Raw genomic sequence first — 22668 nt, 5'->3', positions numbered from 1 at the left:
TTTTTGTAACTTTTTGTTTTTTTATGTCTTTCTTATTATAGATTAAAGAAATGATTTTATCCGGCTATTTGCCGGGCAGTAAGACCCCCACCTCAAAATTCAGCGAAAGCAAAGAAGTTATTAGAGGTATATGTAAGCTCTATATAGGAAGGAGAATTTTGAAATTCTATTGATAAACCAAGTAATTGTAATAGCCCTTATTTAGAATAATAATTTCAAAATCAATAAAATTTAGAGTAGAAGGAGCAAGAGCAAATTATTATGAATAAACAAATAGGATTCATCGGATGTGGAAACATGGGTATTGCTATGATAGGTGGGATGATAAAAAAAAATATAGTTTTTCCAGATCAAATAATTTGTTCAGATTTAAACGTCATTAATTTAAAAAATGCTAGTAATGAATATGGCATAACTATAACTACTAACAACAATGAAGTCGCTAACAGTGCTGACATTTTAATTTTATCAATCAAACCAGATTTATACTCATCGGTAATTAACCAAATAAAAGATCAAATAAAAAATGATGTAATCGTTGTAACTATTGCTGCAGGAAAAAGTATTAAGAGCACTGAGAATGAATTTGGTAGAAAGTTAAAAGTTGTTAGAGTAATGCCTAATACACCGGCACTTGTTGGAGAAGGAATGTCTGCGTTATGTTTTAATGAAATGGTTACAGAAAAAGATATAAAAGAGGTACTGAACATATTTAATATTTTCGGCCAGACGGAGGTCATAAATGAAAAGCTAATGGATGTTGTTACATCTATTAGTGGTTCTTCTCCAGCATATGTGTATATGTTTATAGAAGCCATGGCAGATGCTGCTGTACTTGGTGGTATGCCGAGAAAACAAGCTTATAAATTTGCGGCTCAGGCTGTATTAGGTTCTGCAAAAATGGTATTGGAAACAGGAATACATCCAGGTGAATTGAAGGATATGGTTTGTTCTCCAGGTGGAACGACGATAGAAGCTGTAGTAACGCTAGAAGAAAAAGGTTTAAGAACAGCTATCATTTCAGCTATGAAACGTTGTACGCAAAAATCTATGGAAATGTCTAGTTTAACTAGTAAGTGAGAAGCGAATTTATATAATATTTCAAATCTATTTAATGTAAAAGAAATATTATGAGGCTAGTTAATAACTAAGTAAATTTATATACAACACTAACGAGAAGAACAAACCTTATTTTAAAGGGGATACAGAAAATATGAGTAATTTACTAAAAAAGAAATCCGTTACACAATTGTTAGAGCATAATCAAAGCAAGACTTTAACGAAAACATTAGGGGCATTTGATTTAATTATGTTAGGGGTAGGCTCGATAGTTGGAACGGGTGTTCTTGTGTTAACTGGATTAGTAGCAGCAAGAAATGCTGGTCCAGCAGTTGTTTTTTCATTTATACTTGCAGCAATTATATGTGGATTTATAGCATTATGTTACGCGGAAATTGCTTCTACACTCCCGGCGTCTGGTAGTGTATATACGTACTCATATGCAACAATTGGTGAGTTTGTTGCTCATCTAGTAGGTTGGTCATTGCTGTTAATATATATCGTGGCAACAGCAGCTGTCGCTGCTGGATGGACAGGCTATTTCCACAATTTAATAAAGGGATTTGGATTAGAGATACCTAAAGCTCTAGTAACGATTCCTTCGCATGGTGGTATTGTGAATCTACCAGCAGTAATTATTACATTGATATTGGCATGGATGTTATCTCGTGGTACGAGGGAAAGTAAACGAATCAATAATATAATGGTATTGATTAAAATTGGAATGATTTTGTTGTTTATTACGGTTGGTATATTCTATGTAAAACCAATGAACTGGATACCAATTGCACCATACGGTTTAAGTGGAGTTTTTACGGGTGGAGCAGCTATTTTATTCGCTTTTACGGGTTTTGATATATTAGCAACTTCAGCAGAAGAAGTAAAAGATCCGAAACGTAATCTTCCGATCGGTATTATTGCATCATTAATCATATGTACAATTATTTATGTTATGGTATGCCTTGTTATGACAGGAATGGTTTCCTATAAAGAATTAAATGTTCCTGAGGCGATGGCTTATGTAATGGAAGTTGTAGGACAAGGAAAAGTCGCTGGTGCAATTGCTGCAGGTGCTGTAATTGGCCTTATGGCTGTTATTTTTTCCAATATGTATGCGGCAACACGAGTATTCTTTGCAATGAGTCGTGATGGATTGTTACCGAAATCATTTGCGAAAGTTAATAAGAAAACTGGAGCACCGACTTTTATAACTGGATTGGCAGGAATAGGGAGCTCTATAATAGCTGGGTTTATTGATTTGAAAGAATTAGTTAATTTAGTTAATATCGGTAGTTTGGTGACGTTTGCGTTAGTTTGTCTATCAGTTATTATCCTTCGTAAATCACACCCAAATTTAAAACGTGGATTTATGGTACCTTTTGTACCTGTATTACCATGCGTTGCAATTGTATGCTGTGTGTTTTTAATGCTAAATTTACCGTTAAGGACATGGGTGTACTTTAGTATTTGGATTACTATTGGGGTAGTAGTATATTTCCTTTATTCGATAAAACACAGTAATTTAAATGAGGAAACGATCTCGAAATTACATGATAAAATTGCGAGATAATAACGATCGAAAATTTTATTAATAATCATATTGATAGTTGAGTAACATAGAAACAGTTTTTTGACATTTAGCAAGAGATAAAATAAGAGATGCTAGGGCAGCTAAGTACTTTTTTAGAAACCTTGCTTGTTTTTTACGATTTAACACTGCTAAGGAGAGAGAAGTATGAGTGAATTGCATTTTATGAGTATAGAAGAATTGGATAATAAATTAAAAAAATCTGACAGTGGTATTTATTTCATTAAAGATTATAATGACAATATTATTTATGTAGGCAAGGCTTTTAGTATAAAAAGTAGAGTATTAGCTCATTTTAATAGTTATTCCAATATTGAGGAATATGTACATTTATTTAATAAAGTAGCGTATCTCATTGAAGATAGTTTGTTAAAACGCTCATTGTTACAAGTTACTTACATGATTAAATATAAACCAGTATTAAACAAAGAAGTACAAAAAGAATTCCCAGAGTTGTATACTCAATACATTAAGCAGACAAATAAAAAATCTATGTTGTTAGAAATTGATGAAGCTAAAGAAAAAAGGGATGAGTTAAAGAATAAATTAGTAAAATTAGTGGGTGGAAAAACTATGTTTTATGACATAATTTGTCTGTTAAATAATGGATATAACTATCATGTCCTCGCAAAAGTATTGAGCATAGAACTTCAAACTTTAATTATAATAAAAGAACACCGAAATAAATTCCCGATACCACATAATTATAAGAGGACAATAAAACATCAAGATATAATGTATGCTTTATCTGGAAAAAAGAATTTAAGTACTTAAAGGTTAAACACTTAACTTTAAAATAGTAAATTCGTTGCTTTTGTAGCTTTTATTGTTATATTGAAATGCAATGTACATTTGTGTTTCAAATTTAATTGGTGAAATAAGGGGAGGGAAAGGGTTCCTATAAAAATACTGGAATAAATTAGGTTATTCATGCGTAAATAGCATAATTAGGTACATGTTATTTATAAATATTCAAAGATACGAAAGTAATACAAATGAAATTCTTATTTCTGCTACTACAAGTACTATTGAGCAAATGAAGTATGAAAGTGCTTTTGAACTAGGGGTCACACTGGGACCTGATACATCACATCATCTGCAAATGGTTCGGATCGGTGGAGAGATTACAAAACGCTTAGTTTGAATGGCTGAAAAACAGTTAACAGGTCAATACAGACTACACTAAGAAAATAATCCGTATATATATGGATTATTTTTCCTTTAATTTACAAAAAAATAAATTTCGAAATTGAAAAAACCTCTCAGATTCCTTTGTAATAAACTTTTTTATTCGTGTTAATGACATAGGTATCAAAAAATAATCAACCCGATACGAACGATGTATGAGCCTTTAAAAGAGTTTTGGTGTTATTTGCAATTTTAATTTCATAATACTTAAGCCGATATAATAAAATGTTTTATGTCTAAATTGATATAAAGTAATAATTATTAAATGATATTTCTTTTTTATAGAATAAGTAAAAACTGATATTGTAGTAATTACTGTTTTGAGGTCAATTTACTGTGCACCTTAATTAGTGAAGTTTTTTTGTTGATTAAAAACTATTGTATTTGGAAATTAATAATAAGTTTATCCCGCTATTTGCCGGGCAGTAAGACCTCCACCTCAAAATTCAGCGGAAGCAAAGAAGTTAGGTGGGGGGCGGGCTGCCCGTAAAAGCCCGATTGGTATGGGCTAATAATCAGTGGGGGATGAACAAAACCCCCACTGATTAAAGTTTCACTTTATGTGATGCGGTAATAAAACTAGCTAGTTTGCTATTTTTAGTATTTGTAAAGTCTATATATTTTTTCCTCTTTTGTGGAAAGTAAAACTAATGTTACGACCAGTAATATAGTGTCATTTTTTGAATATTCCATTCGTTTTTTATTTTTAGTTGATGAAAAGACCTTTCTCTCAATTAAATGTTTAATTGAATCCTTGAATTTCCTCTACCTTGTATTTTTCAAAGCATAGTGCTTCAAAAATAGCCGTATCGCTTTCATCTGTTTCCAAATTCACAACTTCTTTATTATCTTTTTCTAAAATTTGGAGGAAAATAGTTTTTCAGTTTCACATGTAAATTAGCAGTATTTATTTTTTGAATTCAATTTGTAGAAAGGATTGAATTGGAACTTTGACTGTTATTTCTTGCGGTGGTACAGTATCTCCTGTTACTTCGCTTTATTTTAAATCTTTTTCCAGCTTGGTCCTCGCATTGACTACCACTGTATTTTGAAGTACTTCACTGTTTTCTCAAGTTCAATAATTATATTTTGTAGAATTAAGAAAAGAACTTAGTGTATTTCCTTTACGTATCTACTCTGATATTTAGATGCTAACTACAATTAAATAATATATGATTTTTATAAAAAAGATATAGTAATATTTTGTTGTGAATTGTACTAATTTGATATTTTATAGTATTATTTGTCGTGAATTATATATAACAAAATATATTTTATGGATCTATAAAGGAGAATGTAATGAATACTTCTATCGATATACAACACTTGTGTGATCTTGCACATAAAGCATTTAATGCCCCTGTACATATTTTATCTGCAGACAGAAAAATTTTATATCATTCTACATCTGATAATGTTTGTAGTCCTTTTTATTCTTCAAAAGAAGAACATCTTACTGATATTTATCAAGAAAACGATCCCTTTAACTTGCCACTTTTCCGAAGTAACAACTATCTTGAAAATTTTGTTCTAATTCATATAGAAAATCATGATGATATTAAAGGGACTATTATAATCGGTCCTACTATACATTCAAAAGATTCAGATGATATGATCATAAAATTTCAGAAAGAATTTAAATCAAATGATAACATTCAAGAAAGACTTGCCTATTATCAGTGTTTATCTGAGATTAAAAAAACTACATTAATTGATATGGGAATTTTATTACATTACATGATTTTCAATGAAAAGTTAGATGTAGATATTGTCTTGGAAAAAAATAAAGTACTAGAGGAAGTTCCTAATAAAATTGTGAAACCGGATTTATATATTTTAAAACGCCGACAAAACAAACCTAAAACGCACAATATGGCATTAGTAAATGATTTCTTTTCGACTATTAAAGAAGGGAATAAAAAAAAGTTAATACAGTATATGTATGCGGTTTCGCAAGAAGATGTTGAACTTATGCTAATAGAGGATCCGCTCAGGAATCAAAAAAACCTTGGAATTATTGCGATTACCTTAGCCACTCGATATGCAATAGAAGGAAACCTGCCACCAGATATTGCTTTTGCCCATAGTATTTTATATATACAAACCCTAGAACAATTAGATAATGTAGAATCTGTAAAGCGATTATCAGGGGACGCTTTACGTACCTTTGCAGATCGTGTGAAAGAATACAATGCAAAAAAGTATTCTTACGCGGTTACTACATGTATAAAACATATTAATAAAAATGTTTACGATGGAATATCTCTGAATGAACTTGCTAATCATTTAGAAATTACGCCTACTTATCTGTCTAAACTATTTAAAAAAGAAATGGGAATTACTTTAAGTGAATATATTCAAAGGGAACGAGTGGAAGAAGCAAAGAAATTATTAACCCTCACTACTTATTCGTTATCAGATATCTGTGCTTGGCTTAACTTTAATGACCAAAGTTATTTTATAAGAGTTTTCAAAAAAATCACTAGCATGACTCCTAGGCAGTACCGTGAAAAATATACAATAATATAAGCTTGTTATTTGCTGTCTCCAATGTAAAGACTTAAACATGGGTGTAAGTATCCCAAAAAATGAAAATTCACTAACCATTATTTTGCTAAAGAAAAAAAAGACAGAAGGCTGCAAAGTGTTCCAAGGAAGCTTTGCAGCTTTTTTGTAATTTAAAACCTATGTTTATAACGATGATAAGTTTATAGACTAATATCTTCATACTGAATATTTGTTAATAATGATATTAGGATGTTTTGTGAAAAAATCAACAATATAACATATATTACTAAATATATCTACATTTTATGCAATTATACATAAGTAAATAAAGGTAAAAAAGTATAAAAAGACCTATTATATTATTCTATAAGTATTTTTTCTAAAATAAAATTTCTCGGTTGAGCTAAAATAGTTATTTTTAACCGTATACACATTAATTTGTAATCATTACAATTACAGAAATGAAATTTACGGATAACTATATTTATATAATTTTTTTCGGTTCATATTTTTATTTAACAGTAAATTATCGATCGTAATCGACAAAATTTTTCTATTTACGCATTAAAAATTTAATGTTTTAATGAACAACATAACTGGTATGACCAGACAGAAAGGATAAGGTTACGCTAATAGGAATTATAGTGAAGTTGTAAGTAACATTATGTTGAAAATATTTTTCGAATAGTCTATTTATTTACAAGAGGTCAAGAATCAAGTTTGTAATAAACGTGTTCTAAGTTTCTGCATAACAAAAGTGAAGTTATTCCGCAATAAAAGTATAAGCGATGTACAGTATAATTTCACCTTTTGTAGTCTAGTAAGGAGCTTGCTGATAAAACTAAGAGTAATATTATTAAATTTAAATTAAACAATGTTATGACAAGATTAACTGTAAGCATTGGTTTATTGATTCTCGCAGTTCTGTAAGTTAAACCGCAATTCTAGGGAAGAATTACTCATTTACTATTCATAGGGTGCTTGATTCAAATATAGTTAATAAATTTTTGTTATTTATATTTGAAAAAATAAAGTATCGAAGTGAGAAGTAAGTAAAATCCTTACATCCTATTAGAAGTAAAAAATAACGATATTATCCTATCTGAAAGATTTCTCCTTCTTAATCAGTTTACAAAGAGAGAGGTCGTACAAGTTATATGAATTAAGTTATAAAAACAATGGTAAAGGAGTGTACGGAATGAAAACTAAAATAATTACAGGATTATTAGTCACATCCATTGTAACTGGAGGAAATATTCCTATCAATACTCTCGCAACACCAACCGTTCAAGCGGAAACTCAACAGGAAGGCATGGATATTTCCTCTTCATTACGAAAATTAGGTGCGCAATCTAAATTAATCCAAACGTATATTGATCAATCTTTAATGAGTCCTAATGTACAGTTAGAGGAAGTCACAGCTTTAAATACAAATCAATTCCTAATCAAACAAGATATGAAGGAATGGTCATCGGAACTCTATCCACAGTTAATTCTATTAAATTCAAAAAGTAAAGGATTTGTAACAAAATTTAATAGCTATTACCCGACATTAAAATCGTTTGTAGACAATAAAGAAGATAGAGAAGGGTTTTCGGATAGACTTGAAGTACTTCAAGAAATGACTATGACGAATCAAGAAAATACGCAACGGCAAATCAATGAATTAACAGATCTTAAATTACAGCTTGATAAAAAATTAAAAGATTTTGATACCAATGTGGCAACTGCTCAAGGCATACTAAGTACAGATGGAACAGGAAAAATAGACCAGTTAAAAAATGAAATATTAAATACCAAAAAAGCAATTCAAAATGATTTACAGCAAATTGCATTAATACCAGGGGCTTTAAATGAACAGGGATTTGCTATATTCAAAGAAGTTTATAGTCTTTCAAAAGAAATTATTGAACCAGCTGCTCAAGCAGGGGTGGCAGCGTATAACAAAGGAAAAGAAATTAACAACTCTATTTTAGAAGCTGAGAAAAAAGCAGTGCAAGAAGCAACAGAGCAAGGTAAAACTGCTCTAGAGATTGAATCAGCAAAGAAAGCAGCTCGTGAAGCAATTGAGAAAAGCAAACAAGGTGAAATAGCAGCCGCAGCCGCAGCAAAAACACAAGAGTATGACCTGATGAAGGTCATTGATACCGAAAAGATTAAGAAAACATTTGGCGTTTTTGCTGAAGTAAATAAATTAACAGCAGAGCAGCGAGCATATTTAGATGATTTAGAGAAACAAAATCAAAAAATATATGATTTAACAACGAAATTATCAATAGCTGATTTACAAAAATCAATGCTTCTTCTTACACAAAATGATTTGCATACGTTTGCAAATCAAATAGATGTAGAACTTGATCTACTAAAGCGCTATAAAGAAGATTTAAATCTAATAAAAAATAGCATTACAAAATTATCTACTAATGTTGATACAACTAGCGAGCAGTCTCAAAAAGATACATTAAGACAATTAAAAAATGTAATAAGTTACCTTGAAGAGCAAGTATATAAATTTTGATATTACGTTTTTGGAAATCTATAAAGAGTATAAGCATTTAGCGAAAGAAGGAGAATAGTCATGAAAAAATTTCCATTCAAAGTACTAACTTTAGCTACATTAGCAACTGTTATAACTGCTACTACCGGTAACACTATTCATGCATTTGCACAAGAAACGACCGCTCAAGAACAAAAAGTAGGCAATTATGCATTAGGCCCCGAAGGACTGAAGAAAGCATTAGCTGAAACAGGGTCTCATATTCTAGTAATGGATTTATACGCAAAAACAATGATTAAGCAACCAAATGTAAATTTATCTAATATCGATTTAGGCTCAGAGGGGGGAGAGTTGCTCAAAAATATTCACCTTAATCAAGAGCTATCACGAATCAATGCGAATTACTGGTTAGATACAGCGAAGCCACAGATTCAAAAAACTGCTCGTAATATTGTAAATTACGATGAACAATTTCAAAATTATTACGACACATTAGTAGAAACTGTACAAAAGAAAGATAAGGCAGGTCTAAAAGAGGGTATAAATGATTTAATTACTACAATCAATACAAATTCAAACGAAGTTACAGATGTGATTAAGATGCTACAAGACTTCAAAGGGAAACTATATCAAAATTCTACAGATTTTAAAAATAATGTTGGTGGTCCAGATGGGAAAGGTGGATTAACTGCAATATTAGCAGGTCAACAGGCAACGATTCCACAACTTCAAGCTGAAATTGAGCAACTTCGTTCTACTCAGAAAAAACATTTTGATGATGTATTAGCATGGTCAATTGGTGGTGGATTGGGAGCAGCTATTTTAGTTATTGCAGCTATTGGAGGAGCGGTCGTTATTGTTGTAACTGGCGGTACAGCAACACCGGCTGTTGTTGGTGGACTCTCGGCTCTTGGTGCAGCTGGTATTGGTTTAGGAACAGCGGCTGGTGTCACAGCATCTAAGCATATGGACTCCTATAATGAAATTTCTAACAAAATCGGAGAATTAAGTATGAAAGCAGATCGTGCTAATCAAGCAGTTCTTTCGCTTACTAACGCGAAAGAAACATTGGCATATTTATATCAGACTGTAGATCAAGCGATATTGTCTCTAACAAATATTCAAAAGCAATGGAATACAATGGGCGCAAATTATACAGATTTACTGGATAATATCGATTCTATGCAAGACCACAAATTCTCTTTAATACCAGATGATTTAAAAGCCGCTAAAGAAAGTTGGAATGATATTCATAAAGATGCAGAATTCATTTCAAAAGATATTGCTTTTAAACAGGAGTAGAACTGAAATATAAAACCTAAATTGGAGGAAAATGAAATGATAAAAAAAATCCCTTATAAATTACTCGCTGTATCGACGCTATTAACTATTACAACTGCTAATGTAGTTTCACCAGTAACAACTTTTGCAAGTGAAATTGAACAAACGAACAATGGAGATACGGCTCTTTCTGCAAATGAAGCGAGAATGAAAGAGACCTTGCAAAAGGCTGGATTATTTGCAAAATCTATGAATGCCTATTCTTATATGTTAATTAAGAATCCTGATGTGAATTTTGAGGGAATTACCATTACTGGATATGTAGATTTACCTGGTAGAATCGTACAAGATCAAAAGAATGCAAGGTCACATGCTGTTACTTGGGATACGAAAGTAAAAAAACAGCTTTTAGATACATTGAATGGTATTGTTGAATACGATACAACATTTTACAATTATTATGAAACAATGGTAGAAGCGATTAATACAGGGGATGGAGAAACTTTAAAAGAAGGGATTACAGATTTGCGAGGTGAAATTCAACAAAATCAAAAGTATGCACAACAACTAATAGAAGAATTAACTAAATTAAGAGACTCTATTGGACATGATGTTAGAGCTTTTGGAAGTAATAAAGAGCTCTTGCAGTCAATTTTAAAAAATCAAGGTGCAGATGTTGATGCCGATCAAAAGCGTCTAGAAGAAGTATTAGGATCAGTAAACTATTATAAACAATTAGAATCTGATGGGTTTAATGTAATGAAGGGTGCTATTTTGGGTCTACCAATAATTGGCGGTATTATAGTCGGAGTAGCAAGGGATAATTTAGGTAAGTTAGAGCCTTTATTAGCAGAATTACGTCAGACCGTGGATTATAAAGTAACCTTAAATCGTGTAGTTGGAGTTGCTTACAGTAATATTAATGAAATGCACAAGGCGCTTGATGATGCTATTAACGCTCTTACTTATATGTCCACGCAGTGGCATGACTTAGATTCTCAATATTCGGGAGTACTTGGACATATTAAGACCGCATCTCAAAAAGCTGAACAAAATAGATTTAAATTCTTAAAGAATAATTTGGATGCGGCTAAAGACAGTTGGAAAACATTACGAACAGATGCTGTTACATTAAAAGAAGGAATAAAGGAATTAAAAGTGGAAACTGTTACTCCACAAAAATAGGGAAATATTAATTCTGCGTAAAGTGAACTAAAACATAGAAAGTCTATGATTACACTGTTAAACAGAAAAGTGATAATTAATAAATCCTTATATAACAGAAAGGCGGAGTCTCATTAAAGACTTCGCCTTTCAATTATATATAAGTATGATTCGAATAAAAAATAACCTTGTAGTTTAATTGCTTTTTTAAAATTTGCAACAGAATCGGTTAATTTGAAGCAGATTATATACATTTTCTTTAATACTTTATGATTTGAAGGCTGCTAAAGAAAGTTCAAACGATACTGATAAAAGATGTAGAACTCATTTTGAAAGACATCGCTTTTTAATAAGATTAGAACTTGAAACTATACCTTATATAGGAGGAATACGAAATGATGAAAAAAATCCCTAATAAACTACTCGCTGTATCAGCGTTTTTAACTATAACAACTACTTATGCAGTCATACCACTAGAAACTTTTGCGATTGAAATTGAACAAACGAACAATGAAAATATATCTCTTTCAGCAAATGAAGAACAGATGAAAAAAGCTTTGCAAGATGCTGGTTTATTTGCAAAAGCTATGAATGAATATTCTTATTTGCTAATTAATAATCCAGATGTGAGTTTTGAAGGAATAACTATTAATGGAAATGCAGATTTGCCTAGTAAAATTGTACAAGATCAAAAGAATGCAAGAGCACATGCTGTTACATGGAATACACAAGTAAAAAAACAGCTTTTAGATACATTGACAGGCATTATAGAATACGATACAAAATTTGAAAATTATTATGAAACATTAGTAGAGGCGATCAATACTGGAAATGGAGATACTTTAAAAAAAGGGATTACAGATTTACAGGGAGGAATTCAACAAAATCAAAAGTCTGCAAAAGCATTAATAGAAGAATTAATTCAATTAAAAAATGCTATTGGAGAAGATGTTAGAACATTTGGAAGTCATAAAGAGACATTGCAATCGATTTTAAAAAACCAAGGTGCTGATGTGGAGGCGGACCAAAAGCGTCTAGAGGACCTTTTAGGACAAGTAAAATATCAGAAAGACATAGAATCTAAGGGGTTAGACATGGTGAAAATCCCCTTTATTCCAACCTTGATTGCTGGTGGCATCATGATAGGTGATGCAAGAGGTAAGTTAGGTTGGCTAGAACCTGAATTAGCAAAATTGCGTCAGACTGTAGATTATAAAATAACATTGAATCGTGTAGTTGGAGTTGCATTTCATAATATTAGTGATATGCATAGTATGCTTGATAGTGCTATCACTGCTCTTACTTATATGTCTACGCAATGGGAGGATTTAGATTCTCAATATTCGGGTGTACTGGGACATATTGATAAAGCTGATCAAAAAGCTGATCAAAATAAATATAAATTCTTAACCCCTAGCTTGAATGCAGCGAAAAACAGTTGGAAAACATTAAAAACAGATGTTGTCACTTTGCAAGAAGGGATAAAAATTGCAGAGAAAAAAGAACAGGATTTTTTGAATCAGCTTCGTCCATCAAACGTTTTCTACTTTTATAAAAAAATTCATAACGCATACACTTTTGAAATAAAGACTGGAACAAATGCGCCAAATGCGTCTTATAAAGTTATGAATTTAACGAAAAACACTGTTCATAATATGTGGAGTGGAGGGGCTAATACTAACATGTGGGCTGATTGGCTTTCATTCAATCCAAATGATGAATTTGCGGTAGTAGCAGTAGTGGATGGTAAAGAATATGTTGTGTATAAAGACAAAGTACAAAATATAATGAACTGAATCTGAAAGTAACGAAGTAATTGGAGCTGGAGAATAAACTAGACACCAAGTTAATCGAAAAATCTCCTTATATCCTAGAATATTTTGCTCAAGAAAAAGAATTTGTTCAGCGAAAAAGTAAATATTGAACCAAGGAGTTAGTTGTATTATGTGTATGGTTTTACCGAAAGGTTTCAAGTACATTACCCATACAATTATGTAGTTATCCTGAAGCATCTACAGGTGTTCTTATCGACCTTGAAGAACTACTTAGCTTCTTAAGTCGAGTGATTTTATGCAAAATTAAGTGAACGTTTTTGTACATAGATTAGTTGACATTCATATAGATTTTTTCCATTTTCAAAGATAGTTTTGTTTTTTATGTTATTTTTCAAAAATTACTGCTGAAATTTCTATATTCATGACTCAGTATATAATCATTGTTTGATGAAATGACATACCACGTCCCTTAGAGTTTCATACGTATTACGATAACTTAAAGAAAAAAGATAATAGTAGTCAACGGTTACTATTATCTTTTTTGAACTATTTTTCATTAAAATATCCCATCTGCTGTGTTCCTTATTTACTTTTCCAGATTTTATCCTAGTTTAAAATTTATGCATTTGAACTGTTTATACAATTTGTAGGATTTTTAGCTTTTTTGTCGAATACACTTAATGCAAGGAGGGACATTACATGATTATTAAAGATTATTTCATCAACCTTTCTATTTTTTCTTTATTAGTTAGCGCAGCAATATTTATTCAAGTGTTTACAATTAATTCTAGTCGATATTTCGAAAAGCTCTATGGAGGGATTATTGCAGTTACGTTAATGTTCTTTTCTTTTCCATACATGGGATTTTCTTACGATCTTCGAGTTGTTCCTCTTATTCTATCTTTTATTTACTTTGGTCGTATTGCTGGTTGGATTACGCTAATTAGCATAATATTAATGCGTATTTTTTACATTGGAGAGTATTGGGAACCTCCTGTGATTGCTTATTTATGTATGGGGATTCTATTTTCTACTTTTAAAACTTATTTTAAAAAACTACATCCTTTTAAAAGTGCATCGTTATATTTTTCTGTTTTTATTGGAATAAAGTGGTTAGTTGGCGTATTATTTAATACTACATTACTTTACACAGGAGGCCTATTATATATAGCGTTAGGACTTTTAATTGGGCTATTTCTTATGGAAGCCTACCAGAGATTGTATTATTTAACACAGGACTTATCTAAAATGAATCGAGAATTAAAAAAATCGAAGCAAGAACTTGCAGATACCGTACATGAGCTTCAAGGAGGAATTTTTAAATTTAAAAAAGTGGATAAGCACTTTATACACACTTTATGTGATGGACAGTTTTATTATCAAAACGGATTTTATTCTGAACAGGTGGTAGGAAAAAGCTTACGTACTATTGATGCTTCTATTGTTCCTCCACATTTAGTTCCACAATTGATGAAGTACTATCTTCAGGCATGGGAAGGAAAAGAAATTATATTTGAATTACCTTGGCCAAATGATAAAACTATTATTCTTATTGCGCTTAGGCCGATTAAACGAAATGGACAAGTTATTGAAGTTGTTGGTTCTACAGTTGATATAACCGAAAGAAAAAAGGTAGAATCAGAATTAAGCGCTACCAAAGAATTATTGGAATCATTTATAAAGCACAATCTAGATGCTATTACCATTTCTGATCGAGAAGGGCATATTTTACAAGCCAACAAAGCTTATGAAAAGATATTTGGGTGGTCATCACAAGAAATCATAGGTAAGAGATTACCTTGTGTACCAGATTTTTTAATGGAAGAATCACTTGAAAATATTCAGAAAATTCTAACAGGAGAATCGGTGGTTACTAGATTAGAAACTGTTAGACAACGGAGCGATGGGAGTCTTCTTGATATCAGTCTGACAGTTTCTCCTATACTAGATGTAAGAGGAAATGTGATAGCTTTATCAGCAATATGTAGAGACATCTCTGAAAGAAAACAAGCAGAAAGAGAACGGCATCAATTACACCAGCAATTAAGAGATAGTGAAATGAAGTACCGTGCACTAATCGAACAAGCAACTGATGCGGTATATGTAGTAGAGCTGAATGAAGATAATACTCCAAGTCGATTTATTGAGGTAAACCCTGTTGGGTGTAGAAGATTTGGATATAGTAGAGAAGAGTTGCTTTCATTATCATTTTCAAATATAGTACCACAAGATTCTCAAATAATCGTAAGGTTATTAGAAAAAATTAAAAAAGGACAAACTTCCTTCACTTTGCAAGATGAATATGTTTTTCCAACAGGAAAAGTAATAACAACTGAGTTTAGTGTTCGTGTTTTTAACTTAAATGGTAAAAAAGTTTTTCTAAGTATTTCTCGTGATATCACTGAACGGCTAAAAACAGAAGAATTATTACGAAAATCTGAAAAACTTGCTGTTGTAGGACAATTAGCGACTGTAATGGCTCATGAGATTAATAATCCATTAACTGCAATGAAAGGGTTCATGCAATTACTAAAATCAACGGAAAATGAGAATAATCAGGGTTATATTAATATAGTATCATCAGAGATTGAGCGTATAGAGAGCATAACAACTGAATTTATGGCGGTAGCCAAACCACAGGTAGTAAAAATGCAACCTAATAACATTAGTGTGCTAATGGATCAAGTTTTAATGCTACTACAACCTCAAGCAATGATGCATAATATAAAATTTAGAATCGATCTTAACCCTGGTATTCCATTGATTTCATGTGAAGGAAATCAATTAAAACAAGTATTTGTTAATATATTAAAAAATGCAATTGAATCTATGCCGATGGGAGGGGAAATTCTGATTCAAATAAATATACTTGATAATAATCAAGTAAGCATTCGTTTTATCGATCAAGGGTGTGGGATTCCAAAAGAACGTATACCATACCTCGGAGAACCTTTTTATAGTATTAAAGAAGAGGGGATTGGCTTAGGATTAATGATCTGTTATAAAATCATTGAAACACATCAGGGAAAGATATTTATTAAGAGTGAAATGAATAAGGGGACTACAGTTGAAGTCACTCTCCCTATTTGTACACTTCAAAATTAAGATATTCTCTTACTGAAATTTTTTAAGAAACCATACAGAATGTAATGCCAATGTTACTTAATGAAATAATAAAGAGAAGAACACTGGTAAATGTACCCTATAGAATAGACACTTGAAAAAGCCTGTTATAAAAACATCCTTTCTTTAGAACCAAAAGAAAGGATGTTTTTAATATTGTAATTTTTCTTGGAGACATTTCAAATTTTTACTTGTAATACATTTTTTAACTAATTTTGGTTAAGTTAGTTAAAAAGGCATTGTTTTTAAGGAGCATATTGACATATAAATATCCCTCATTTTTAAAATAGAAATTTCTAAAAACTATATATAGGTTCTTTTTGAAAGGAAGGGTATTATCAATTGAAACCACATGAAAAAGTACCTGTTCACTCTATAAAATCTTTGCAGGAATTAATGCAATTACTAAAAAAATCTAAAGATTTTATAACGTTGGAGATCGCTTCAAACAAATCCTCTATAGTCATTTCATATTTTAGAACCTTAATCGATGTAAATATATTTCATGAAGAGGTTTTAACTTATATAAAAGAGAAGAGCTTCGATTCATTACAAGATATTCGGTCTGTCTTACCCTTTGAAAATTCAAAAATAACAAATCAAATGGAAGATATTCAGGATAGTATTTTAAACGGCTATATACTTATTCAGTTCGATACAGATAAATTAAATGGCTTGTTAATCAATGTGGCAAAGAAAGAAAAAAGAGATATTACAAAAGCTGAAATTGAATACAATATCGCGGGTCCACAAATCGCGTTTGTTGAAGATTTAGATGTAAACTTAAATTTAGTACGTAGAAAGCTTCCAACACCTTATTTACAAATGAAGGAATTGAAAGTAGGCTCTCTATCTAACACAACCGTTGCGATTGTATATATTGAGGGAATTGTAAATGATCAAAATCTACAAGAAATTATAAAAAGGGTGAGTCTAATAAAAACAGACCACGTTTTGGATAGCACGTATTTGATGCAGTTAATTGCAGACAACCCGAATTCTATATTTCCTCAATTTTTGAATACAGAACGACCAGACCGTGTAGCAGCTGTATTGGCAGAAGGGAAAATTGCACTTTTTGTAGATGGCTCACCTTATGCAATCACTCTTCCAACAACATTAATTGACTTTTTTTCTACCACAGAAGATTACACCATGCCTTGGATTATTGCCTCTTTTTTTCGTCTATTAAGGCTTTTTGCTTTTATGTTTTCTGTCTTAACGACTCCATTATATGTTGCAATCTTAACATATCATTACGAGCTTATTCCAAAAGAACTTCTTGAAACGTTAATCATATCGAGAAGTAAAGTACCTTTTCCTCCATTAATTGAAGCGCTTTTTTTAGAAATAACGATTGAATTACTGAGAGAAGCGGGGGCACGTTTACCAACTAAAGTGGGTCTAACTGTCGGTATAGTAGGTGGTATTGTAATTGGACAGGCATCTGTAGAGGCAAGTCTTACAAGTAATGTACTTATTATTATTGTTGCACTTTCAGCTCTTAGCTCATTTACAGCACCAATATATCGAATTGGTAATACAATTCGAGTAATTCGTTTTCCTTTTATAATATCTGCACACCTGTTGGGTTTATTAGGAATTGTTTTAACAAGCTCTTTGCTTTTAGCACGTTTATTACGTACAGAATCATTAAGACGTCCTTATTTGTTTCCTTTTTATCCTACACGCCCTACAGATTGGAAAGACAGCATTATCCGTTTGCCGATCTCAGCGATGTTTCGACGTCCTATTTTTTCAAGATCTAAACAGCGTTTTCGTTTTAATCCAGAAGAGGTAGAGAAAAATAAAATTAAATCACGAAATGATTTTGATGATTGAAATTAACAGGGAGGAGCATTATGAAACAGATCCCAATTGAGTATCAAGTCTCTCCATATATGGTGTTTTTTTTAATTATTACTATACAGATGGGGGTTGGTATGCTTGGTTTTGAAAGGATTAGTGCAAAATTAGTTGGAAATGATGCGTGGATTAGCACGCTGCTTTTTGGAATATCTGTTAATCTTATGATTTGGATCATATATCAGATTTTAAATCAGGGTAATGGAGATATCATTGCAATCAATCAAGACGTACTTGGAAAATGGATTGGTGGATTGTTCAACTTCATTTTTTTATCTTATATTGTATTGTTAGGTGCAACAACACTACATACCTATATCGAAGTAGTACATGTTTGGATGTTTCCTTCCATTTCATCTTGGATTATAGCAGGGGCTTTTTTGGGTCTATGTTATTACATTGTGACTGGAGGATTTCGTGTAGTTGCTGGAATCGGCTTCTTTGGAATCGTTATCCCAAGCATTCTAATCTTCACATTTTTTTATCCTTTGCAGTATGCAGATTTCCAAAATTTATTTCCAATTGCACAGCATTCATTCCTAGAAATTATGAAAGGAATGAAAGGAAATATGTTTAGTTTTTTTGGATTTGAAATGTTATTGTTATACTACCCATTTATTAAAAAGGCAAGAACGTCTCAAAAATATGCGCACTATGCAAATTTAGTAACGACTATTGTCTACACATACCTTATGATTTTAACTCTTGCGTTTTTTAGTGAAAAACAACTAGCGAGCGCGATATGGGCATATTTAAGCATGATTAAAATTATACAATTTCCCTTTATAGAGCGGTTTGAATACATTATTGTTTCTGTTTGGGCTTTTTTTATATTACCCAATGTTTCCTTTACATTATGGGGAGTAAGTCGTGGTATAAAAGAGGCACTGGGAATAAAGCAAAAATATGTTTTGCCAGTTATCATCCTGTTCATCTTTGTTTTATCATTTTTCTTGAATAACCGTAATAAAATTAACTTATTAAATACTTGGACAGGTCAAATTGGCTTTGTATATATATATGTATACCTACCTATATTATGGCTAATTCAAACCGCCAAAATAAAGTTAAGGAGATAAACATGAAGCGATGGATACTTTTCCTTATAGTAAGTGTCTTCTTAATAGGTTGTGCTAAAACGAAAATTGTGGATGACATTGACTTAGTTCAAGTTGCGGCATATGATACCGAAGCAAAAGGTAAGCTAAAAGGAACCTTTGCGATTTCAGCTTATAAAGGAGGCGGGGAAGGTGAAACGAAAATCTATTCAGCATCAGGCCAGACTGGTAGAGAAGTTCTTGCAAGAGCATCCGAAAAATCTTCTGGACCTCTAGAGTTGGGGCAATTGCGTGTTATTATATTTAATGAAAAAATAATTGATAAGGGAATGCAGGAAATTTTAGAGACTTTGAACCGAAATCCTAGTGTAGGAAATGCAATTTATTTAGCAATTACAAATGTAAAAGGGGAATCACTATTAAAGGGGAATTATTCTGAAGAAAAAGAAATTGCTTCCTATCTATCCTCTTTACTGGAGCAAAATATGGATAATGGAACGCAGCCAAAAACAAATTTTTTTATGTTTTTAAACCAACTTAATGATGATGCGAGAGATTCATATTTACCGATAATATCTAAAAAAGGTAATGTGTTGGAGTTAGATGGAATAGCACTTTTTAAAAGATGTAAAATGGTTGATAAAGTAAACCCTAAAGATTTATTTGTATTTAAATTGTTGACAGATAATTTTAAACAAGGTACATACCAATTCAAACTACCTGGTTCCTCAAATACTTACGCCACGATAGAGAATATAAAAGCTAGAACAAAATATAAGATGGAGGGGAATAGTAAGCATCCATTCATAAATGCTCATATTCAAGTTAAAGCTGAAATTCAAGAATTTACAAAAACAAAAAATCTAGATAATCCTAAAGAAATAAAAAAATTAGAAAAAATTATGGAAAAAGAAATAGAAAAAAAAGCAACTACATTGATAAAGAGATTTATTAAAAAAGACACAGATCCTATAGGACTTAGAAAGCTTGGTAGAACTCACGTAAGAAAATGGAACAGTCAAGAATGGGAAGAATCCTATAAACATTTACGTTTTCGTGTAACAGCTGATGTAAAAGTAACCCAATCTGGTGTTACAGAATAAATCAAATAAGATATGGAAAATTTTAACAAAAAAATATAGTCTCGCAAGAGATTAGGGAGAAGAGAAACGATTAACAAAGAATTTCATAAATAGTAAGATGCTTTGTTAATCGTTTTTATACCTGTAGCTTTATCACTTATAGTAATCATAATTATAATAAAAGAACAACGAAACAAATTCCCGATACCACATAATTATAAGAGGACAATAAAGCATCAAGATATAATGTATGTTTTGTCTGGAAAAAAAGAATTTCAGTACTTCAAGGTTAAACACTTAACTTTAAAGTAGTAAATTCGTTGCTTGTAGCACTTCAGCTAGACTGTGCCCCCGAAAGTTAGAAAGGTCGGTTTATTAAGTAGCCTCTAGGGAATGAGCCTAGTACAATACTGGATTCATTTCCTTTTATTTTTCCTTGATTCTTTCATGATTATAGTATTTTATATACTTTGCTAATTCTTGTTTAAATTCTGTTATACTTTCAAATTCTTTCGATACAGAAATAGACATACAAAAACGCCATTCTTTCTTATAAATCTACAGAAAGAATGGCGTATTCTTCAAAAGTGAGTTCCTTTATTGAAAAGTTTTAGTTCTATATGACAGATAAAAGGGCAAGTAACGCTAAAATAGCGAGAAATCCTTGTTTCATGATAATTGATTTATTGGATGTGAAACCTCCGAAAATAGCTGCTACCACTATACAAATGATGAAAAATAATTGAATCATATAACCAATGGGATTGTTTCCAAGTATAAGTCCCCGAATGAGGCCAGCTGCTAAGAATTCATTATATAAACCGTTTGCAAATTAATTGTCTAAGTATTTCTAAGTTTAAAGAGTACAGTGTCTTCGTTTTTTATTGAATCAACTTTTACATGTTGGTTCAATATTTTCTATTCTCTTGGAACTTAGTTCTCGTTTACTTCTCACAAAAGCAATAAAATCTATTATCTCTTCTGTTGACAGTGCTTCTCCATCTATTAAAAGTGTTGGATCTGGATCGTTTAGGAGTCTTGTAATATCAATTACATCTTTGTTTTGATGTGAATGTTCAATTCGGCCTAATATATAATCTACAGATGTATCAAATAAATCGGCTATTTTTGATAAAGATTGTAATGAAGGTAATCTATAACCATTTTCATACCCGGCATAGGTGCTTTTCGCAATCCCAAGTCGATCTGCTGTCTCTTGTAAGGACCATTTTTGATTTTTTCTTAATTTAGATAAACGTTCCAGCATTCGTCTCATACCCCATCTAATTTTATTAAATTAATTATAACATAGAAAAAGAATCAAGAATAGAAAAAAAGTACGCGTATTGAATACAAAATCTTGATTAATTCAAATTAAGTTCTATAATGATAAATATAAATACGCATTACGCGAACGCTATATCGTTGTTTATTTTATGGAGGGGTTGTGTATGAAGAAAATTTTATTACTTGCAACTGGTGGGACAATTGCATCTGTGGAGGGGAATGAGGGGCTTGTTCCAGGATTGTCCGCTGAGGAATTATTGAATTATTTTTCGAAGTCTTCTCGAAACTTAGAAATAGATTGCAAAATCTTAATGAATATTGATAGTACCAATATGCAACCTGAGCACTGGAAAGAAATAGCTAATGCTGTTTTTAATCACTATGATGACTATGACGGGTTTGTGATTACACATGGAACGGATACGTTAGCTTATACATCTTCTGCGTTATCTTATATGCTGCAAGGTTTAAGAAAACCAGTTGTTTTAACAGGTTCACAAGTACCTATTAGTTTTAAAAAGACAGACGCAAAAAAAAATGTAGCTGATGCTCTTAGGTTTGCCTGTGAGGATGTTGGCGGTGTGTTTATTGTTTTTGATAGTAGGGTGATTATTGGGACGAGAGCAGTTAAAATGCGAACAAAAAGTTATGATGCATTTGAAAGTGTGAATTATCCATATGTTGCTGAGGTAAATGAAGATGAAGTGAAATATCATTGGAAGCCAACTTCCTCACATAGTGAACTTTCAATAAATACTAATTTATGTACGGATGTTTTTCTTATGAAATTGTATCCAGGTACAAAGCCTGAGGTATTTGATTGTTTAAAAGATTTGTATAAAGGGATTATTATTGAAAGTTTTGGAAACGGTGGATTACCTTTTGAAGGAAGGAACTTGCTTTCGAAAATTCAAGAGTTGACTGAAATGGGGATTGCTGTAGTGATTACTACTCAATGCCTGGAAGAAGGAGAAGACATACTTCTCTATGAAGTAGGACGGAAAGTGGCGCAACATCAAGTAATATTGTCTGGAGATATGAATACGGAAGCCATCATAGCAAAATTGATGTGGGCGCTTGGGAAAACTAATAAATTAGAAGAGATTAAAAAAATTATTGAAGAGCCTTTAGCCTACGATTTAACAATAAAATCTGATAAGGATTGGTAATGACTTCATATGATTTATTTAGG

The 22668-nt window shown here is 31.6% G+C and carries 16 protein-coding genes and 4 pseudogenes; 16 read left to right on the top strand and 4 right to left on the bottom strand.

Annotated features, from left to right (window positions below; genetic code table 11):
• Nucleotides 1-261: 261 nt before the first annotated feature.
• From proC to DN401_RS11770, 4 genes are all read left to right on the top strand, one after another.
• Nucleotides 262-1080 (top strand): pyrroline-5-carboxylate reductase, encoded by an 819-nt coding sequence (proC, locus tag DN401_RS11785; RefSeq protein ID WP_001041288.1) that lies wholly within the window; start codon nt 262-264, stop codon nt 1078-1080.
• A gap of 133 nt (nt 1081-1213) precedes the next feature.
• Nucleotides 1214-2629 (top strand): amino acid permease, encoded by a 1416-nt coding sequence (locus tag DN401_RS11780; protein ID WP_000067450.1) that lies wholly within the window; start codon nt 1214-1216, stop codon nt 2627-2629.
• A 165-nt stretch (nt 2630-2794) separates the two neighbouring features.
• Nucleotides 2795-3421 (top strand): GIY-YIG nuclease family protein, encoded by a 627-nt coding sequence (locus tag DN401_RS11775; protein WP_149287689.1) that lies wholly within the window; start codon nt 2795-2797, stop codon nt 3419-3421.
• 181 nt (nt 3422-3602) lie between these two features.
• Nucleotides 3603-3791, top strand: coding sequence for an alpha/beta-type small acid-soluble spore protein (locus DN401_RS11770; protein ID WP_000897406.1), 189 nt, complete (start codon nt 3603-3605; stop codon nt 3789-3791).
• Between the two features lie 786 nt (nt 3792-4577).
• On the opposite strand, the gene DN401_RS11765 is transcribed toward DN401_RS11770, so the two are convergent.
• Nucleotides 4578-4709, bottom strand: coding sequence for a peptidase (locus DN401_RS11765; protein ID WP_149287690.1), 132 nt, complete (start codon nt 4707-4709; stop codon nt 4578-4580).
• Between the two features lie 425 nt (nt 4710-5134).
• Here DN401_RS11765 and DN401_RS11755 point away from each other — a divergent pair, with 425 nt between their 5' ends.
• The 11 genes and pseudogenes from DN401_RS11755 to DN401_RS11710 all read left to right on the top strand — a co-directional run.
• Nucleotides 5135-6364, top strand: coding sequence for a helix-turn-helix domain-containing protein (locus DN401_RS11755; RefSeq protein ID WP_086384993.1), 1230 nt, complete (start codon nt 5135-5137; stop codon nt 6362-6364).
• A 1177-nt stretch (nt 6365-7541) separates the two neighbouring features.
• The gene (hblC, locus tag DN401_RS11750; protein WP_149287688.1) at nt 7542-8861 is read left to right on the top strand and encodes a hemolytic enterotoxin HBL lytic component L2; all 1320 of its coding nucleotides are present in this window, start codon (nt 7542-7544) and stop codon (nt 8859-8861) included.
• A gap of 60 nt (nt 8862-8921) precedes the next feature.
• The gene (gene hblD, locus DN401_RS11745; RefSeq protein WP_000714440.1) at nt 8922-10142 is read left to right on the top strand and encodes a hemolytic enterotoxin HBL lytic component L1; all 1221 of its coding nucleotides are present in this window, start codon (nt 8922-8924) and stop codon (nt 10140-10142) included.
• A gap of 36 nt (nt 10143-10178) precedes the next feature.
• Nucleotides 10179-11306: a hemolysin BL binding component B gene (gene hblA, locus DN401_RS11740; protein ID WP_149287687.1), complete on the top strand. Its 1128-nt coding sequence runs from the start codon at nt 10179-10181 to the stop codon at nt 11304-11306.
• 374 nt (nt 11307-11680) lie between these two features.
• Nucleotides 11681-13081, top strand: coding sequence for a hemolysin BL regulatory component HblB (hblB, locus tag DN401_RS11735; protein WP_086388591.1), 1401 nt, complete (start codon nt 11681-11683; stop codon nt 13079-13081).
• Between the two features lie 20 nt (nt 13082-13101).
• A pseudogene (locus DN401_RS30580) lies at nt 13102-13329 on the top strand (hypothetical protein); the annotation flags it as partial.
• A 430-nt stretch (nt 13330-13759) separates the two neighbouring features.
• The gene (locus DN401_RS11730; RefSeq protein WP_059303663.1) at nt 13760-16165 is read left to right on the top strand and encodes a PAS domain S-box protein; all 2406 of its coding nucleotides are present in this window, start codon (nt 13760-13762) and stop codon (nt 16163-16165) included.
• A 360-nt stretch (nt 16166-16525) separates the two neighbouring features.
• Nucleotides 16526-18025, top strand: a complete 1500-nt coding sequence (locus DN401_RS11725) for a spore germination protein (protein WP_149287686.1) — start codon at nt 16526-16528, stop codon at nt 18023-18025.
• A 20-nt stretch (nt 18026-18045) separates the two neighbouring features.
• A complete protein-coding gene (locus DN401_RS11720; RefSeq protein ID WP_000809697.1) occupies nt 18046-19128 on the top strand; it encodes a GerAB/ArcD/ProY family transporter in 1083 nt (360 codons plus the stop codon).
• A gap of 2 nt (nt 19129-19130) precedes the next feature.
• Nucleotides 19131-20210, top strand: a complete 1080-nt coding sequence (locus DN401_RS11715; protein WP_000832873.1) for a Ger(x)C family spore germination protein — start codon at nt 19131-19133, stop codon at nt 20208-20210.
• Nucleotides 20211-20357: 147 nt separating this feature from the next.
• A pseudogene (locus tag DN401_RS11710) lies at nt 20358-20490 on the top strand (excinuclease ABC subunit C); the annotation flags it as partial.
• A gap of 125 nt (nt 20491-20615) precedes the next feature.
• On the opposite strand, the pseudogene DN401_RS11705 reads toward DN401_RS11710, so the two are convergent.
• The 3 genes and pseudogenes from DN401_RS11705 to ansR form a co-directional block, all read right to left on the bottom strand.
• Nucleotides 20616-20702: pseudogene (locus DN401_RS11705) on the bottom strand (IS3 family transposase); the annotation flags it as partial.
• Between the two features lie 103 nt (nt 20703-20805).
• Nucleotides 20806-21021: pseudogene (locus DN401_RS11700) on the bottom strand (DUF1304 domain-containing protein); the annotation flags it as partial.
• 57 nt (nt 21022-21078) lie between these two features.
• Nucleotides 21079-21456, bottom strand: a complete 378-nt coding sequence (ansR, locus tag DN401_RS11695) for an HTH-type transcriptional regulator AnsR (RefSeq protein WP_000893569.1) — start codon at nt 21454-21456, stop codon at nt 21079-21081.
• A 184-nt stretch (nt 21457-21640) separates the two neighbouring features.
• Between ansR and ansA the strand changes: the two genes are divergently transcribed.
• The gene (ansA, locus tag DN401_RS11690) at nt 21641-22645 is read left to right on the top strand and encodes an asparaginase (RefSeq protein ID WP_000722302.1); all 1005 of its coding nucleotides are present in this window, start codon (nt 21641-21643) and stop codon (nt 22643-22645) included.
• Nucleotides 22646-22668 lie beyond the last annotated feature (23 nt).

Origin of the sequence: Bacillus sp. BF2-3, assembly GCF_008368795.1 — a bacterium.
Taxonomy (GTDB): Bacteria; Bacillota; Bacilli; order Bacillales; family Bacillaceae_G; genus Bacillus_A; species Bacillus_A cereus.
This window is presented reverse-complemented; position numbering and strand designations above follow the sequence as displayed.

What these genes read in the sequence shown, in the direction of transcription:
- proC (WP_001041288.1), top strand. Translation starts at nt 262, where the DNA reads ATGAATAAACAAATAGGATTCATCGGATGTGGAAACATGGGTATTGCT.
- DN401_RS11780 (WP_000067450.1), top strand. Translation starts at nt 1,214, where the DNA reads ATGAGTAATTTACTAAAAAAGAAATCCGTTACACAATTGTTAGAGCAT.
- DN401_RS11775 (WP_149287689.1), top strand. Translation starts at nt 2,795, where the DNA reads ATGAGTGAATTGCATTTTATGAGTATAGAAGAATTGGATAATAAATTA.
- DN401_RS11770 (WP_000897406.1), top strand. Translation starts at nt 3,603, where the DNA reads ATGTTATTTATAAATATTCAAAGATACGAAAGTAATACAAATGAAATT.
- DN401_RS11755 (WP_086384993.1), top strand. Translation starts at nt 5,135, where the DNA reads ATGAATACTTCTATCGATATACAACACTTGTGTGATCTTGCACATAAA.
- hblC (WP_149287688.1), top strand. Translation starts at nt 7,542, where the DNA reads ATGAAAACTAAAATAATTACAGGATTATTAGTCACATCCATTGTAACT.
- hblD (WP_000714440.1), top strand. Translation starts at nt 8,922, where the DNA reads ATGAAAAAATTTCCATTCAAAGTACTAACTTTAGCTACATTAGCAACT.
- hblA (WP_149287687.1), top strand. Translation starts at nt 10,179, where the DNA reads ATGATAAAAAAAATCCCTTATAAATTACTCGCTGTATCGACGCTATTA.
- hblB (WP_086388591.1), top strand. Translation starts at nt 11,681, where the DNA reads ATGATGAAAAAAATCCCTAATAAACTACTCGCTGTATCAGCGTTTTTA.
- DN401_RS11730 (WP_059303663.1), top strand. Translation starts at nt 13,760, where the DNA reads ATGATTATTAAAGATTATTTCATCAACCTTTCTATTTTTTCTTTATTA.
- DN401_RS11720 (WP_000809697.1), top strand. Translation starts at nt 18,046, where the DNA reads ATGAAACAGATCCCAATTGAGTATCAAGTCTCTCCATATATGGTGTTT.
- DN401_RS11715 (WP_000832873.1), top strand. Translation starts at nt 19,131, where the DNA reads ATGAAGCGATGGATACTTTTCCTTATAGTAAGTGTCTTCTTAATAGGT.
- ansR (WP_000893569.1), bottom strand. Translation starts at nt 21,456, where the DNA reads ATGCTGGAACGTTTATCTAAATTAAGAAAAAATCAAAAATGGTCCTTA.
- ansA (WP_000722302.1), top strand. Translation starts at nt 21,641, where the DNA reads ATGAAGAAAATTTTATTACTTGCAACTGGTGGGACAATTGCATCTGTG.